Consider the following 15709-nt stretch of genomic DNA (forward strand, 5'->3'; position numbering starts at 1 on the left):
CTTTTAGATAGGCTCCCGCATTTGTTTTTCAACGGTGTCTACTCAAAAGCTGTTTACTTCCATTCCACAATCGTTCCGCGCGACGGGTCTTGCAACTCTTTAGGCACTACTTCCCGCATTTCGTTTAACAACAGATTGATCAACTTGTGTTTGGCAAAATGCCGCGAATACACAAGGCTAACTTCCCGCAACGGCTTCATGTTAGTAAAGCTCATTACATTGTAAGCCCGTTTTTGCGACATGGTTGCTTTCGCCAGTTCAGGAATCAAGGTAAGGCCTCCTTCTCTGTCAACAATGTTCATCAGCGTTTCGAGCGATCCTGCTTCGAAATGGAACGGCAGTTGGCTGTCGGTTGTCCCTAGGTACGAGCAAAGATTTACCACTTGGTCGCGGAAACAGTGTCCGTCGCTCAGCAGCCAAATCTCGGGAGTAGCAATATCCTTCACGGTTATCTCTTTTTGCGTATGCAACTTATGGTTGGCATTCGCATAAATCAGCATTTCTTCGTAGAAAACCGGTTTTTCAATGATCTTCTCTTCTTTTAAAGGAGTAACCAAAATACCTACATCAATTAAATCTTTGTTGATGAGCTGTACGATATTTTCGGTGGTTGCCTCTACTACCTTGATGAAAATATTCGGGTACTTCTTTTTGTAAGCTCCGATAAAAATAGGCAAAAGATAAGGTGCCAGTGTGGGAATAATACCAATCCGCAACATTCCGGAAACCTGGTTTTTATGGTCTTTTACAATGTTGTTGATTTCGTCGGCCTGCTTTAATACTACCCTTGCCTGCTCGATGATCCGCACACCGATATCGGTTGGTATCAGCGGTTGTTTACTTCGGTCGAAGATAATGATCTCCATATCTTCTTCGAGCTTTTTAATTTGCATGGAAAGGGTTGGCTGCGTAATAAAACAGGCTTCGGCTGCTTTGCCAAAATGCCGGTAGGTATCCACCGCAACTACATATTCCAACTGAGTTAAAGTGATCATGGCGCGTTGATTTTTGCTAAAATTAGAAAAAATCTATAAAATCAGGGAATACATCGCCCCAAAATGGATATTGTAAAGTAAATGCTAAATCCGCTTATTTATAGTACTGTTGCCGAAGCCATTCAAAGGCCGCTACCGACAGTGCATTGGAAATATTCATCGATTTACAGCCGCCGTGCATGGGGATAAATACTTTGCATTCGCTTTTTTTGATGATGTGCTCCGGAAGCCCGTGCGACTCGCTTCCACCCAGTAAAATGGTTTTTCCCGGAATTGTTTGTGTAAAAACATTGGAAGCCCCGTCACAGGTTTCCAAAACGGTCAGCGAATAATTCTCCAGGTATTCTGTCGTAAATTCTTCTTCGGAAATAACCTGCCAAGGCATTTGGTCGTATGAAAAACCGGCTGTCCTGCGTATTTTTGATTCACGCTGCTGCTCGTTCCCCTGAATAAACAGTACCTGCTCAGCCCCCACATTGTGCGCCAGCCGGATTATTTTCCCCATGTTATCCGGATTTTTTAACTGCCACGCAGCAATGATCAGTTTGGTATCGGAATGTTCGTTGTCAACCGGGTTATTTTTGAAAAAATCTACTGCATTGGTATTCATCTTCAAGGATGGTTAAAAATGTTTTATCATTCGTCGAACTGCGGCTAAAATACTACATTTGCCAAAAAGGTAAGTATGAGACAAGCATTTCAATACATCATCGTTGCACTCTTGTTTTTTGTTTCGGCATGTGGCCCGTCTGAGGAAGATCTTGCCCGTGTAAAAATGGAGCAGGTAAAAAATCTGCTGGTTCAGCAGGATACTGCAAAGGCTTTGCTAACCATGGATAGCATCCCGGGTTTGTATCCCAAGGCTATGTATTCGGTCAATGCCGCCAAAAACCTGGCAAACGAAGTTCGCTTTGAAGTGCTGCAAAGAAAAGAGTCGGAACTGGATACCATTAAAGTGCGTATTACCGAACTGGAAAAGAATTTTGTAAAAGAGAAAACGGAGTTTGACCGTTACACACAATACATTCACAAACGCCAGACTTTCCAGCGTGCCTGGGATCGTTCATACATACAAGTTCACCTCGACGAACGGGGCGATTTATACCTGAGCAGCAACTACCATGGCGAAAACTGGCTCGACCATACCGGAATCAGGGTTTACGACAGTGGAGAAGACGCCAAAACAGATACCATCCCGATGGGTAGCCCTGACAACCACCGCAGCGATTTTATGGAAGCCAAGTGGGAAAAAGTTTCTTACCGCAACGGGAAGGACAACGGTGTGATTGAATTTATCGCACAACATGTTGACCGCAACCTGAAAGCCGTTTTCCTGGGGAACGAATACTACTACATTATCCTGGAGAAATACGACAAAGAGGCTGTTCGCGATGCACTTGCCCTTTCAAAAGCCATCAAAGCACGTACCCGGCTCGAAGCAGAAGTTTCGGCTTTGCATAAAAAGCTGAATATCCAGTAATTTTCAACCCAACATTCATTTCCGGGCAAAACGGAACAGATAAAGAACGGGCAGCACAACACAAAAAAAGGTGCTTGCTGTACGCAAAACACCTTCACCCTTCGCTCTCTGCAGAGAGAATCAGGAACTCAACTCTGCCTCCTCGAGGACCACTCCAAGAAGTTGTCCTTTTATTTTGTCTTCAAAAGCTGAGAGTGCGGCTTTCGAGCCTTCACCCATCGCAATTATAATCTGTTTAAACGGCACTTCGGTTACATCACCCGCAGCGTAAACTCCGGGCTGTGTAGTGCGGCAATGTGCATCGATTACGATTTCACCTGCCCTGTTCCGGTCTGCCACATCGGCAAAAACAGCGCTGTTGGCTATCAATCCGATCTGAACGAAAACGCCGTCAACCGTTAATGTTTCTGTTTCTTTTGTTTTTCTGTTTTTGAAATCAAGCCCCGTTACCTTTGTCCCGTCACCAATTACTTCGGTGGTCTGTGCCGAAGTAATCACTTTCACATTTGGTAGTTCGGCCAGTTTATCTTGAAGCACTTTGTCGCCCTTCAGTTCATTCATAAACTCAAGAACTGTCACTTCTGTAGCGATCGCAGCAAGGTCAATGGCGGCCTCCAGACCGGAATTACCACCGCCGATAACGGCCACTTTTTTACCCTTATAAAACGGGCCATCACAATGCGTACAGAAAGCCACCCCCGAGCCAATGTACTGACTTTCGCCGGGCACATTCAGTTTCCTCCAGCTAGCCCCTGTGGCAATGATCAATGCAGGCGCACTCAGCGTTTCTCCCAACGAGGTTTTCACCACTTTTATCCCGTCAACCACCTTTGTTTCTTTGATCAAACGGTTTTCCAAAACATCAATCGGATAATCTCCCAAATGTTGTTTCAGGTTAGCTGTTAACTGGGCACCCGTTGTTTTGGGTACCGAAATCATGTTTTCGATGGCAACCGTTTCGGTAACCTGTCCTCCTACTTTTTCCGCCACAATGGCTACCGAAAAACCTTTTCGGGCCGAATAAATAGCGGCCGAAACACCGGCAGGACCACCACCCGCCACAATTACATCGTAGCTTTTTTCAACAATCGATTCTACCAACGGCTCTGTTCCGCTCAGTGCTTCTATTTTCCCCAGCAGTTCTCCCAACGACGAACGACCTACGTGCAACGCTTTGCCTTCGGACATAACTGTTGGTACCGCCTGGATACCTAGCTTTTCGACTTCCTCTTTGTTGATTCCGCCATCGATGATCTCGTGCGAAATGATCGGATTAAAAATCGAAACAATATTAAGCGCCTGCACTACTTCGGGACAATTGGTGCAGGTAAGCGAAATGTAACTTTTTACCGTCACCGGATTTTTCAAGGCTTTAATGCGGTTGATCATCATCGCATCCGGAAGGTTCTTTCCAATGCCATCCATGTTTAAAACAGCCAGCAGCAAAGTTGTAAACTCGTGTCCGTTCGGCACTGCCCGAAATACAATCGAATTTACCTTCTCGCCGTTCTGCAGGATGGAAAATGAGAGTCCTTCGCTTTCTGAAATCTGAACATTGAGTTTTTCTGAACAGGAAGCAACGTCCGTTAAAAGTTCCACCATTTCGGTACGGGCCGGATGAGCGGGAGCTGCTTCAATATTAAAAGTATAATTGTTTTTCAGACCGGAAAAAATCCCTTTTACCTGGTCTTTTAAGGCTTGTTCTAACATGGCGTTTTAAAAAAAGGGGAGGAACACATTGAGCTGCCCTCCCCTATGATAAATTAAAATCTTGTCATTAAATCACTCCTACCAGGTCGATGCTTGGTTTCAGAGTTTCGCTTCCTTCGTTCCATTTTGCAGGACAAACTTCCGACGGATTTTCGGCAACAAACTGCAGTGCTTTCAGGCGGCGCAGCAATTCGTCTGCATTACGGCCAATGTTTCCGGCTACTACTTCGTAAGCTGCAATTTCTCCCTCAGGATTTACGATGAATGTTCCGCGTTCTGCCAAACCGGCTTCTTCGATCATCACATCAAAACCTCTTGACAGAACACCTGTTGGGTCGGCCAACATCGGGTATTTGATCTTTTTGATGGTGTTGGAAGTATCGTGCCATGCTTTGTGAACAAAGTGTGTATCGGTTGAAACCGAATAGATTTCGCAATTTCTTGCTTTGAATTCTCCGTACAAATTAGCCAGGTCTTCCAATTCAGTAGGGCAAACAAAAGTAAAGTCGGCCGGATAAAAGAAGAAAACGGACCATTTACCCAAAACATCCTCTTTTTTTACTTCTTTGAAGTTTCCGTTTTCGAAAGCCTGCACTTTAAAATCTACTACTTGTTTTCCAATCTGTGACATAATTATTCTTTTTAGTGTTATTTGTTTTTTCTTTAATTCGGGCACAAACATAGGAAGCCGTTTGGTACCAATCAAAGAGATAATTTCTATTCGGAATAGAGGATATTTATAGATAGGAGCTATCGACATTGAGAATCACATCAATTCTAACAATTTAACCATAAGTACAATCAACTGATTTTCAATACAGATAAAAGATCATACCTAAAAAACTAAGGTTTACCGGAAGTCATCTTTTCCGGGAGGAAAACAGGTGACAGAGAAAGCTCTTTCCCGGAAAATAATTTTAACGAAAGGAAATTATGCTTGAAATAGACACCACAAAAAGCGGGTTGATGTCAAACCAAATCTAAAATGGGAAAAGGACAAAAGACTATCGTCCCAAATTGTTTATTGTACATATTAATAATCCCCGAAGCAAACCTGACACAAGATCAGCTCTTCAGTTTAATCTTCAGTTTTTGGCCAACATACAAACCACGATCGTTGGAAAGCTTGTTTAACCGCATGATGTCGTCGGCACTGATCCCGGCATATTTCTGGGCAATCTCCCAAAGCGTATCCCCGTTTCTTACCGTATGGTAAACATAAGCAGGATCAAGTGGACTCTCCGTTTTTTTCTCGGCTACCTGCACCTTTTTCCCTACTGACTGCTGTTTTTCGGCAAACGACATCATATTTATTTTGTCGTAATTTGCCTTTTGTCCCTGCGGAACATAAATGGCCAGTTTTTGCCCCACACGAATCATATCGCGGTGAATGTTGTTCCAATACCGCAGGTCGGACGATCGCACCTTAAACCACGATGAAATATAGCCCACGTTGTCTCCCGACTTAACAGTATAAACCACTTTGTCTTTTCCTTTGATATCAACCGGAGTGAAATAACTACCACTGCTGGTGGTAGGATTTACCAGGGTGTTGTTCGGAAAATACTTTTCACGATTGTACGAAAAAACGGCTGTGTCTTTATCGATAAACGTCATCAGTTTATTATTGGGGAGAATAAGCGGGTACGGTTTATCCTCTTTGGCCGGGATTACATTGCGGCGGTACATCGGGTTCAAAGCCGCCAGCTCTTCTTTATCCATTTCAAGCGAAGCCACTACCTGGTCAAAATGGAGATAATCATTTACCATTACGGTATCAACCGAAAGCGAAAAGTTGGGGTATTGCGGAATCAGGTTATGTTCTTTGTAATATTCAAACGAATAAGTGGCCGCGATAAAAGCCGGCACATAACCACGCGTTTCGCGCGGAAGCCGGTAATAAATCTCCCAGTAATCTGTTTTACCGCCCGAGCGGCGAATTGCCTTGTTCACATTTCCGGGGCCACAATTGTATGCTGCAATGGCCAGGTACCAGTCGCCATAAATGTCGTACAGGCGTTTCAGGTAACGTGCAGCTGCATCTGTTGCTTTAACCGGGTCGCTTCGCTCGTCCACAAACGACGTAACCTCCAGTTTCATACTTTTGGCGGTTCCGTACATAAACTGCCACAAACCAACAGCGCCTGCACGCGACCGCGCAGTTGGATTCAGCGCCGACTCAATAATAGCCAGGTATTTTAGCTCCAGCGGCATATCGTATTTATCGAGCGTCTCTTCAAACATCGGAAAATAATAGGCAGAAAGGCCCAACATGACTTCCACCAGTCCCCGCTTGCGTTCCGTGTACATCTGGATGTACTTTTTCACCACATCGTTATAGGAAAGATCAATGGCCATTTCCACATCCTGCAGGCGGCGAATGTATACTGAATCGGGAATATTGGTCGGAAACTGATCCGTAAAGTGTACCTCCGTACTATCAAAATGAAAACGCATTCTGAACTCAGCCGAATTTAACAGGCTGTCCATACGCTCGGAGAAAATCTCATTTAAATCGTCCTCCAGCTTCATCTCCTCCTTTAGCATCGAGTCGGAAGCCATCGAATCAACCAGCGTTGTATCAGCCGCCAGGTCAAAATCAACGATCAGCGAGTCGGGTTCCTGCGCGAATGCACTAACAGAAAAATACAGGATAATGATTGCGCTGGTAATAATGTATCGGAACATGCTAGAATGTAAATGATAGGTTTACGCCGTAGAGAGGCACATTGTTAAAAGAACTCATGGTAGGTTGCCAGTTTATGGTCAGATCTTCACTTATGTCGAAATCAAAAAAGTGAGCATCCACGCTGGCATCAATAATATTCAGTCCATAAAAACCAACAAAACTAATGATAAGGAGGTCGCGGTTTCGCCGGTAATAATCCTGCTGCCGCGTTAGGTTGGTTTTAAAGTTGGCCCGGTCGGTTTCACTGTTTTCCAGGTCGTAATACTGGGCACCGTTCAAATCGAGGTACGAATTTGTATTCGGATCGGTGTCGGTAAAGTCGCGGTAAGCCAGTTTCATTACCTTGTAGTTGTCGTTATTCCAGTGAACAAAATAACCGATCGTACCCAAGCCCGCATATACAAGCGGAACTTTCCAGTATTTTTTATTGTAAGCCTGCCCCAGACCTGGAAGTATGGCAGAGTAAATCGTTGCTTTGGTTGGCGAGTGCTTTACCTCGGTTTTCTCTTCATCGATGTGCATAACACGGGTAGAGTCGACCTCAAGCTTTTGAGCAGCAGCCCCTAAACTAAGGAAAACCAGGGTTACAACAACTACTATTTTTGAAATCAGACTACCTGCGTTCACTCGATTAATTTTGCGCAAAAATAGAAAATACGACAGGTTATGGAAGACTCGTTTCGCTTTATTTTTGATTTTCAATTATTTTAACAATTCTCTCCAGGTCTTTTTCCGATTTAAAAGGAATCGTAATTTTCCCTTTTCCCTTCTCATCCATCGAAAAACTGACACGGGAATTGAAAATACTTGTAAGCTGATGTTTAACCGATTCGAACGCTTTGGGAAACTTCTCTTTTACCACTTTCGCCGCGTCTTTTTCTCCGCCATTGTTCAGGTCGCGAACAATTTCTTCAACTTTGCGCACCGAAAAACCATGCTTCACGATCTGTTCAAAAATCATGATCTGTGTATCGGCATCTTCAATGTTGATAATCGCGCGGGCGTGTCCCATCGATATTTCCTTGTCGATCAGTCCTTTTTGAATGATGGCCGGAAGTTTCAGCAAACGCATGTAATTGGCAATCGTCGAACGTTTTTTACCCACTCTCGAGCTAAGCTCTTCCTGCGTATATCCCAGTTCTTCCATCAAACGCTGGTAGCTAAGACCGATTTCGATCGCATCCAGGTCTTCGCGCTGGATGTTTTCAACCAGGGCCATTTCGAGCATGCCGTCGTCTTTGGCTTTTCGAACGTAAGCCGGGATACTAGTCATACCTGCCAGTTGCGAGGCCCTGAAACGGCGCTCTCCGGCAATGATCTGGTATTTGTCTTCTGCAATTTTCCGTAAAGTGATCGGCTGCACCAAGCCAATTTCCTTGATGGAAGTAGCCAGTTCCTGAAGTGCATCCTCATCGAATTTGGTACGCGGCTGAAAAGGATTTGCTTCAATTTTACTTAATTCAATTTCACTGATACCGGCACCTTTCTGAATTTTTTCAGCGTCGTCGATCAGTGCTCCAAGCCCTCTTCCCAGTGCGTTCCTTTTAACCATCATAACAATATTCTAATTTATAACTACATTCTTTTCTTTCGACATTTGGGTCATCTCGTTTCTCTGAAGTATTTCACGGGCCAGGTTCATATGGTTGATTGCTCCGCGCGAACTGGCATCGTACAAAACTACCGGTTTTCCGTAACTCGGCGCTTCACTCAGCTTCACATTTCGCTGAATAACGGTTTCAAATACCATTTCCTGGAAGTGATGCTTCACTTCTTCGTACACCTGGTTCGAAAGATTCAGACGCCCGTCGTACATGGTCAGCAAAAAGCCTTCAATCGACAATTCAGGATTTAAACGGCTCTGAATAATTTTAATGGTATTCAGCAGTTTTCCCAAACCTTCCAATGCGAAATACTCACACTGAACCGGAATAATGACAGAATCGGACGCCGTAAGTGCGTTTACGGTAATCAATCCCAAAGACGGAGAACAGTCGATAAAAATAAAATCATAGACCTCTTTTAACTGTTCAATGGCATTTTTCAACACCTTCTCCCGGTTGGGCAAATTCAACATTTCAATTTCAGCTCCTACCAAATCAATGTGCGAAGGAATAATATCCAGGTTTTCAATCTGAGTTTTCAAAACTACTTTGGAAGCTTCAATTTCATCTACGATACATTCGTAAATGCTCGATTGCACATTGTTCACATCCAAACCCAAACCCGAGGTTGCATTCGCCTGCGGGTCGGCATCAATCACCAAAACCTTCTGCTCCAACACTGCCAAACTAGCCGCCAGATTGATCGTTGTGGTAGTTTTTCCTACCCCTCCTTTTTGGTTTGCCAATGAAATTATTTTTCCCATTTACGCGTCTTTTTCTTTTTTTAGAGTGATTTCAAAGGTAACAATTTACCCCTAACCTGCTCACATTTTTTATCAACGTGTTATCACTAGGCTATTAACGATTGGGGACTAAAATCGTGGATTAAAATTTCTTGGATTTCATTTCTTTTCGCAACTGCTCTGCATCCACCGGCACAACGCCCAGCTTTTCGCAAACGAGGCCGCCTGCCAGGTTCGACATCAGCGCCATCATTTTTGGGGGCAGACCTGCTGCCATGGCCAGGCTCGCTACACTTATAACGGTATCTCCGGCTCCTGAAACATCAGCAATGTCGCGAATTACCACCGGATAATATTGTTCTTTTACCCCGTTGCTGATAAAAACACCCAATTCGGAAAGTGTAATAAAAATCAGCTTTAGGTTTTGCTCTTTTTTGAATTTGTCGGCGCAAGCTTTCAGTGCTTCCAGATCATCTTTGGCAATTTGCAAACCCGTGCCTTCCACAAACTCTTTAAAGTTGGGTTTAAAAAGAGTCACATCCCGGTAATTCCTGAAATTTCGTTTCTTAGGATCAACAGCCGTCGGAATTTTTCGCTCAAGAGCCACCTTGTTAATTGCATTGAACAACGACGGTGTTACAACTCCCTTGTCGTAGTCCACAAAAACAATCACATCCACCGGATTTTCATCCAGCTCCTTCAAGATTGCATTTACCAGAATTTTCTCCATCTCGACAGAAATAATACTGGTAGATTCTTCATCTACCCGAACAATCTGCTTTCCTCCACTAATGATTCGGTTTTTAACTGTTGTATTCCGGCTGGGATCAACAAAGATTCCGTTTCGGGCAAGCTCCCGTTTTTCCAGCAGGCTTAAGAATTCCTTCCCATTATCGTCTTCTCCAACCACCGAGAACAAAACCGGGGTAGCTCCCAAAGCCTGCAGGTTTCGCGATACGTTGGCAGCCCCGCCCAAACGGTTCTCACGCTTGGTAACCGACACAATCGGCACCGGTGCTTCCGGTGACAAACGCTCTACTTTTCCCCAGAGATACGTATCAAGCATAGCATCCCCAATTACGATTACTCGCATTTGGGAAAACTGCTCAAAGATTTGATTTACTTCTTTACTATTCACAAAAAGGTCTTAAGCGCTACAAATCTATAAAAAAAACGAAGCAGGAAAAATGTCCTGTACCATAAAAAGTCAACCGCGAATCAACAATCTGGTTTTACATCGGGTCGGCATCGATATTAAAAATACAATTGCTGAGCGAAGGCATTGATCTCACCTTTTTTACGGCCGCCATAATTCCCTCCTTTACCTGGTCCAGGTGAAGCCTCCGATCAATTTTGATCCATATTTCTTTGTGGTGCCACAATTGAATTCGGCTGATCAACGGAAACTCGGGCCCAAGAATCACCAGCTCCTTGTTTTTTCGAAGACCGTTGGCAAGTTCCTGTGCGGCTCTATCCACCGTATCGATGTTTTTGTGCTTCACCACAATTTTTACCAGCCTGAAAAACGGCGGATACTTAAAGAGCTGCCGCTCTTCGAACTGCTGTTTCAGCATTTTTTGGTAATCCTGCTCCTGAATGAGTTGAATGAGCGGATGATCGGGTTGCGAAGTCTGGATCACCACGGTTCCGCGGCGGTGTTTCCGACCGGCCCGCCCGGCGACCTGCGAAATAAGCTGGTACGCCCGTTCGTGTGCCCTGAAATCGGGAAAGTTGATCAGGTTATCCGCATTCAGGATGCCAACTACGCTCACATGTTCAAAATCAAGACCTTTGGTTACCATTTGGGTGCCAATCAAAATATCGGTTTTCCCGTCCTCCAGGTTTCGCACAATTTTCTCAAAGGCATTTTTTGTTTTCGTTGAATCCAGGTCCATCCGGTCGATTCGCGCATTACGAAACAACTGCTTGATTTCGTCTTCAATTTTCTCGGTTCCGAAACCACGCGTTTTGAGCTCGGGTGAACCACACTCGTCGCAACGGTCGGGCAACAGATACGAATAGCCGCAATAATGGCAGCTAAGCCGTTTTTTGTATTTATGATAGGTGAGACTTACATCGCACCGGGTACACTTCGGAATGTGCCCGCAGGTGAAACATTCCACAAAAGGCGAATAACCCCGCCGGTTTTGAAAAAGAATGACCTGCTCTTTTTTTTCCAGCGCATCTTCAACCAGATTGTAAAGCTGCGGGGAAAGAATCGAATGCATCTCCTTCCGCTTGTAGGCTCGTTTAACATCGGCCACCAAAATCTCCGGGAGCTCCATCTCGGAATGGCGCCGCGTAAGATTCACCAGGCCGTATTTTCCGGTTAACGCATTGTGATACGATTCGTAAGATGGCGTTGCTGACCCGAGTAACACCTTTGCGTGGTGCTGGAAGCCAAGAACGACGGCCATGTCGCGTGCATTGTAGCGCGGTGCCGGATCAAATTGTTTGAAGGAGTTCTCGTGCTCTTCGTCCACCACGATCAATCCCAAATCAGAAAACGGCAGGAAAACAGCTGAGCGCGCGCCCAGTATCACCTGGTAGCCCTCGCCTGGTTTTTCCTGAAACAGAAGTGTCTTTTCCCATATCTCCACCCGCTCCGAACTATTCAGCCGCGAATGGTAAATCCCCACTTTGTGACCAAAAACATTCTTTAAACGCTGAACGATTTGAGTGGTCAGCGCAATTTCGGGGACCAAATACAAAGCTTGCTTTCCGGTTTTTATCGCTTCATCAATCAGGTGAATGTAGATCTCGGTTTTTCCGCTGGCAGTAATTCCATGAATAAGCGTTACCTGCTTCGACTCGTACGATTCCCGGATCTCTTCCAGCGCTTTTGCCTGGTACTTGTTCAGCAGGTTCAGACTCACCTGCTCGGTCTTTTCCTCTTCAATACGGGAAACCTGTTTCTGATACTGAATCAGTACCTCTTTGTCGACCAAGCCTTTTAAAATTGACGTGGTGAAATTTGTCCCTTCAAACAGGTCTTTTCTCGCAATTTCAGAAAGTCCGCCCTTCTCAAAAGCATTGATGGCTGAACAAAAATGCCACAACAAAGCCTCCTGTTTTTTGGCGCGTTTTATTTCTCCGGCCTTTTTATTCAGCACCTCTTCCGAGGTAACATCGGGGTGCAGTTTTACAAAAGCCTCTGTTTTGGGCCGGTACTTTTCGTGCACCTTTTCCTCTACATAAACGAGATCTTTCTGCATCAGGGCCTTTAGCGCCGGGTAAGAAAACCGGTCCTTTAATTTGCGCTCCAGTTCTGCCAGTACATTGGTGCCTTTCTCAATTTCCAGCATCAGACTTTGCTCAACATCTGTCAACAGAAATTCTTCTTCCGATCCGGTAAGAAATATTTTGGATTTGCTTTCCAGCTTCAGCCCCGTGGGCAGCGCTGCGCGAAATACATCGCCCAAAGTACAGCAATAGTATTTGGCGATCCAGTGCCACATTTCAAAGTTCTTTGGCAACACCACCGGATGCTCGTCGAGTACCTGCTGGATTTCCTTGACCTCAATGTCCTCCGGTTTTTCAGTAGAAACCGAACTAACCAAAGCGGCATAAAATTTCCGTTGTCCGAATTGTACGATCACTCGCTTGCCCGGCGCCACATCCCGCTCCATCGACGGAGGAATGCGATACGTGTAGGCATCGTGCAAAGAAAGAGGCAATATAACTTGAGCAAAAAGCTGTGGCATGTATAGAATTTACCTTGCCTAAAAGTACGCAAAAAAGTTTTCAGGGGGAAAGCCAAGGACTACGCGAAATTCTCGCGTACCCAGCCGGCAACGTCTTCCATCAGCCAGTTGGGAGTGGAAGTTGCACCACAAATGCCCACTGAGTTAACACCTTGAAACCACTCGCGATCGATCTCTTCGATGCCCGTAATTTTTTTTGAATTCGGGTTAACTTCCTCGCAAATGGTAAAAAGATATTTCCCGTTTGAGCTTTTTACGCCGGCAATAAAAAGAACCAGGTCGTATTTAATGGCAAATTTCTTTAGGTTGGGAACCCGGTTTGATACCTGCCGGCAAATCGTATCCTTGATCTGAAGCGGAACTCCGGGCTGCACTTTTGATTTAACGGCATCGGCAATCTCGTGGAAATCCTCGATGCGCTTGGTGGTTTGAGAATACAACGAAACCGGGCGGCTCATATCGATCTTGTCCACGTCGGCCACACTTTCTACCACAATGGCGTTGTTATCGGTTTGCCCGTCGAGGCCAATAATTTCGGCATGGCCTTTTTTCCCGTAAATCACCAGCTGGCCTTCCTGCAATTTGTTTTGCAGGTACGACCCTTTTACTTTTTCCTGCAGTGTCAGCACCACAGGACAAGTGGCATCGATCAGTTCGATGTTATTTTTCTCAGCATATTCGTAAGTTTCCGGAGGTTCGCCGTGTGCACGGATCAGCACCTTGCAGTTGCTCAGTGTAAAATATTCATCTTTGGTAATGGATTTCAGCCCCATGTTTTCCAGCCGCTCCACTTCCTTTCCGTTGTGCACAATATCGCCCAGACAATAAAGTTTGTCTTCGTGTTGTAATTCTTTTTCTGCCGCCTTGATGGCATTAATTACCCCAAAACAAAATCCCGAACCTCTGTCAATCTCAACAATCATGCTTCAATAATCTCCTTTACTTTGTTTATCGTCCACTCCAGCTGCTCCTTGCGGCTCAAATGGCTGTTGTCGAGTACTACCGCATCATCGGCCTTTTTTAACGGACTTACTGCGCGCGTTGAATCGATTTTATCCCTTCCTTCCACGTTCGCCAGAATCTCCTCAAAATTTACCTCCTGTCCTTTTTCTGTTAACTCGAGGTAGCGGCGTTGTGCCCTGATCTCGGGAGAAGCTGTCATAAAAATTTTCAGCTCCGCATCCGGAAAAACCACCGTTCCAATATCGCGGCCATCCATTACAATGCCTTTGTTCCGGCCGTTTTCGCGTTGCTGATGTACCATTTCTTCGCGCACCTCGGCAATGGTACTGATCGGGCTTACATTTTCCGACACTTCCAACTGGCGAATCTCGTCCTCCACATTCTCTCCGTTCAGAAAAGTGGTGTTCATCCCCTTTTCCTCGTCCCACTTAAACGTAATGCGAATGTCTTTCAAGCCCTCCATGATTTTCTCCTTATTGGGAACCTTGTTTTCAATCCAGCCGTTTCGAAGTGCAACCAAAGTTACCACGCGATACATGGCTCCGGAATCGATGTAAACATAGCCCAGCTCTTTTGCCAGGGCCTTTGCCATGGTACTCTTCCCGCAGGAAGAATGTCCGTCGACGGCAATGATAATTTTTTTAGTACTCATAACGATTTCGCATCAGCAAAGATGGGAATTATTTAAGATATTCTTGTCCTTTTCTTAGAAATTGTCGTTCAGATTGATGGCCACCGAGAACAGATTGGAGGAGCCTGCCAGGTGAAAACGCGAGATGCCGTAGTCGAGTCTGAAACGTTTAATCTTCAGCCCAAAACCTGCCGAAAACCCTACCGTTGAAGCTTTGTCGTCGAACTTAAGTTCCTGCCTCCGCTGGTAATTGTAACCGGCCCTCAGGGTAAAATTGGGCGATGGCATAAGTTCCACTCCCAGCACCAGGTGCCGCATAAACTGCTTGGTGAAACTCTCGTCGCGCTCGTAAATATTTTCAGTGGTAAAATCGGGATCTTCTTCGGGCGTATAAAGTTTCCAGTGGTTTAAATTCTGAAGCGTTGCCATCAGCACCACCGGGGCATGCTGCAACTTCTGACTGATACCCGCCTGCAGGTTAAAAGGGATGCTTTCCCGTTTTCCGTTTTCGTAATAGGTGGTAAGCTGGGTTCCCATGTTCCGCGCCACCAGCGCAAAAGTGGTATAACCCGATTTGCTGGTAAAATTAAGCCCCACATCGGCAGCGATCCCCAGCGACTGGTAAGTTTCGAACGACGAAAGAATGGGTTTCACAATCACTCCGTATTTCAGCCGCTTGTATTGATTCGAATAGATCAGGTTCAGTGCATACTCTGCCGCGTTAAAGGTGGCACCGGTCAGTTCGCCCCCTTCGGTTGCCTCGTCAAACTTTCCGTAGTTGATGTAATGAACCCCCACCGCAAAATTCCCTATGCCTTCGTACGACTTTGCAAAAGATGCGTAACCGTAATTTACATCGGCCAGGTAATTTACATAGTTCACCAGCAGCTTGTTGCTCATGTCGGGCGTTAACTGCGAAGGGTTGTGATACGGAAGATTCAGGTCGCCCGAATCGGGAACCGCAATCTGGGTGCCGCCCAAGGCAGCGATACGTGCCGAGTTGGTAAGCTCCAGAAACTGGTACGTATTTTCTCCCCCGATCTGTGCACGACCGGTTAACACCAAAAATCCGAGGAATAAAATGAGGTAAACTTTTCGCTTCATCCGCGATTTTAATTTTCAGTAAAACGCCAAAGGTAATTAATTAGTATAATTTGAAACTTTCAAATCGCTGAATTACTTCTTAAACC

14 protein-coding genes are annotated in these 15709 nt (G+C 45.3%); 1 reads left to right on the plus strand and 13 read right to left on the minus strand.

The window, feature by feature from the left end:
- Window positions 1–53: 53 nt before the first annotated feature.
- Window positions 54–995 (minus strand): LysR substrate-binding domain-containing protein, encoded by a 942-nt coding sequence (locus INQ51_RS04895; protein WP_233376760.1) that lies wholly within the window; start codon window positions 993–995, stop codon window positions 54–56.
- Window positions 996–1089: 94 nt separating this feature from the next.
- The gene (locus tag INQ51_RS04900) at window positions 1090–1605 is read right to left on the minus strand and encodes a TrmH family RNA methyltransferase (protein ID WP_233376761.1); all 516 of its coding nucleotides are present in this window, start codon (window positions 1603–1605) and stop codon (window positions 1090–1092) included.
- A 75-nt stretch (window positions 1606–1680) separates the two neighbouring features.
- Here INQ51_RS04900 and INQ51_RS04905 point away from each other — a divergent pair, with 75 nt between their 5' ends.
- Window positions 1681–2475: a hypothetical protein gene (locus INQ51_RS04905; RefSeq protein ID WP_233376762.1), complete on the plus strand. Its 795-nt coding sequence runs from the start codon at window positions 1681–1683 to the stop codon at window positions 2473–2475.
- Between the two features lie 120 nt (window positions 2476–2595).
- On the opposite strand, the gene ahpF is transcribed toward INQ51_RS04905, so the two are convergent.
- From ahpF to porQ, 11 genes are all read right to left on the minus strand, one after another.
- Window positions 2596–4185 carry an alkyl hydroperoxide reductase subunit F gene (gene ahpF / locus INQ51_RS04910; protein WP_233376763.1) on the minus strand — a complete coding sequence of 530 codons (1590 nt, stop codon included), beginning with the start codon at window positions 4183–4185 and terminating at the stop codon, window positions 2596–2598.
- 67 nt (window positions 4186–4252) lie between these two features.
- On the minus strand, window positions 4253–4816 hold the full coding sequence (ahpC, locus tag INQ51_RS04915; RefSeq protein ID WP_233376764.1) for an alkyl hydroperoxide reductase subunit C: 564 nt from the start codon (window positions 4814–4816) through the stop codon (window positions 4253–4255).
- A 434-nt stretch (window positions 4817–5250) separates the two neighbouring features.
- Window positions 5251–6873, minus strand: a complete 1623-nt coding sequence (locus INQ51_RS04920; protein ID WP_233376765.1) for a lytic transglycosylase domain-containing protein — start codon at window positions 6871–6873, stop codon at window positions 5251–5253.
- 1 nt (window position 6874) lies between these two features.
- Complete coding sequence (locus tag INQ51_RS04925) at window positions 6875–7501, minus strand: DUF5683 domain-containing protein (RefSeq protein ID WP_233376766.1); 627 nt, start codon at window positions 7499–7501, stop codon at window positions 6875–6877.
- 58 nt (window positions 7502–7559) lie between these two features.
- Entirely contained in the window at window positions 7560–8429 is an 870-nt protein-coding gene (locus INQ51_RS04930; RefSeq protein ID WP_233376767.1) for a ParB/RepB/Spo0J family partition protein, read from the minus strand.
- A gap of 9 nt (window positions 8430–8438) precedes the next feature.
- On the minus strand, window positions 8439–9242 hold the full coding sequence (locus tag INQ51_RS04935) for a ParA family protein (RefSeq protein ID WP_233376768.1): 804 nt from the start codon (window positions 9240–9242) through the stop codon (window positions 8439–8441).
- A gap of 121 nt (window positions 9243–9363) precedes the next feature.
- Window positions 9364–10314: a bifunctional heptose 7-phosphate kinase/heptose 1-phosphate adenyltransferase gene (locus INQ51_RS04940; protein WP_233376769.1), complete on the minus strand. Its 951-nt coding sequence runs from the start codon at window positions 10312–10314 to the stop codon at window positions 9364–9366.
- Window positions 10315–10453: 139 nt separating this feature from the next.
- Window positions 10454–12925 carry a primosomal protein N' gene (gene priA / locus INQ51_RS04945; RefSeq protein ID WP_233376770.1) on the minus strand — a complete coding sequence of 824 codons (2472 nt, stop codon included), beginning with the start codon at window positions 12923–12925 and terminating at the stop codon, window positions 10454–10456.
- Between the two features lie 59 nt (window positions 12926–12984).
- Window positions 12985–13848: a 4-hydroxy-3-methylbut-2-enyl diphosphate reductase gene (locus INQ51_RS04950; RefSeq protein ID WP_233376771.1), complete on the minus strand. Its 864-nt coding sequence runs from the start codon at window positions 13846–13848 to the stop codon at window positions 12985–12987.
- Entirely contained in the window at window positions 13845–14540 is a 696-nt protein-coding gene (gene cmk, locus INQ51_RS04955) for a (d)CMP kinase (RefSeq protein ID WP_233376772.1), read from the minus strand. Before cmk ends, INQ51_RS04950 begins: the two co-directional genes overlap by 4 nt.
- Window positions 14541–14594: 54 nt before the next feature.
- Window positions 14595–15623: a type IX secretion system protein PorQ gene (gene porQ / locus INQ51_RS04960; protein WP_233376773.1), complete on the minus strand. Its 1029-nt coding sequence runs from the start codon at window positions 15621–15623 to the stop codon at window positions 14595–14597.
- Between the last annotated feature and the right edge of the window lie 86 nt (window positions 15624–15709).

The sequence above is a fragment of the Maribellus sp. CM-23 genome (assembly GCF_021354595.1).
In the GTDB taxonomy this organism is placed as follows: domain Bacteria; phylum Bacteroidota; class Bacteroidia; order Bacteroidales; family Prolixibacteraceae; genus Draconibacterium.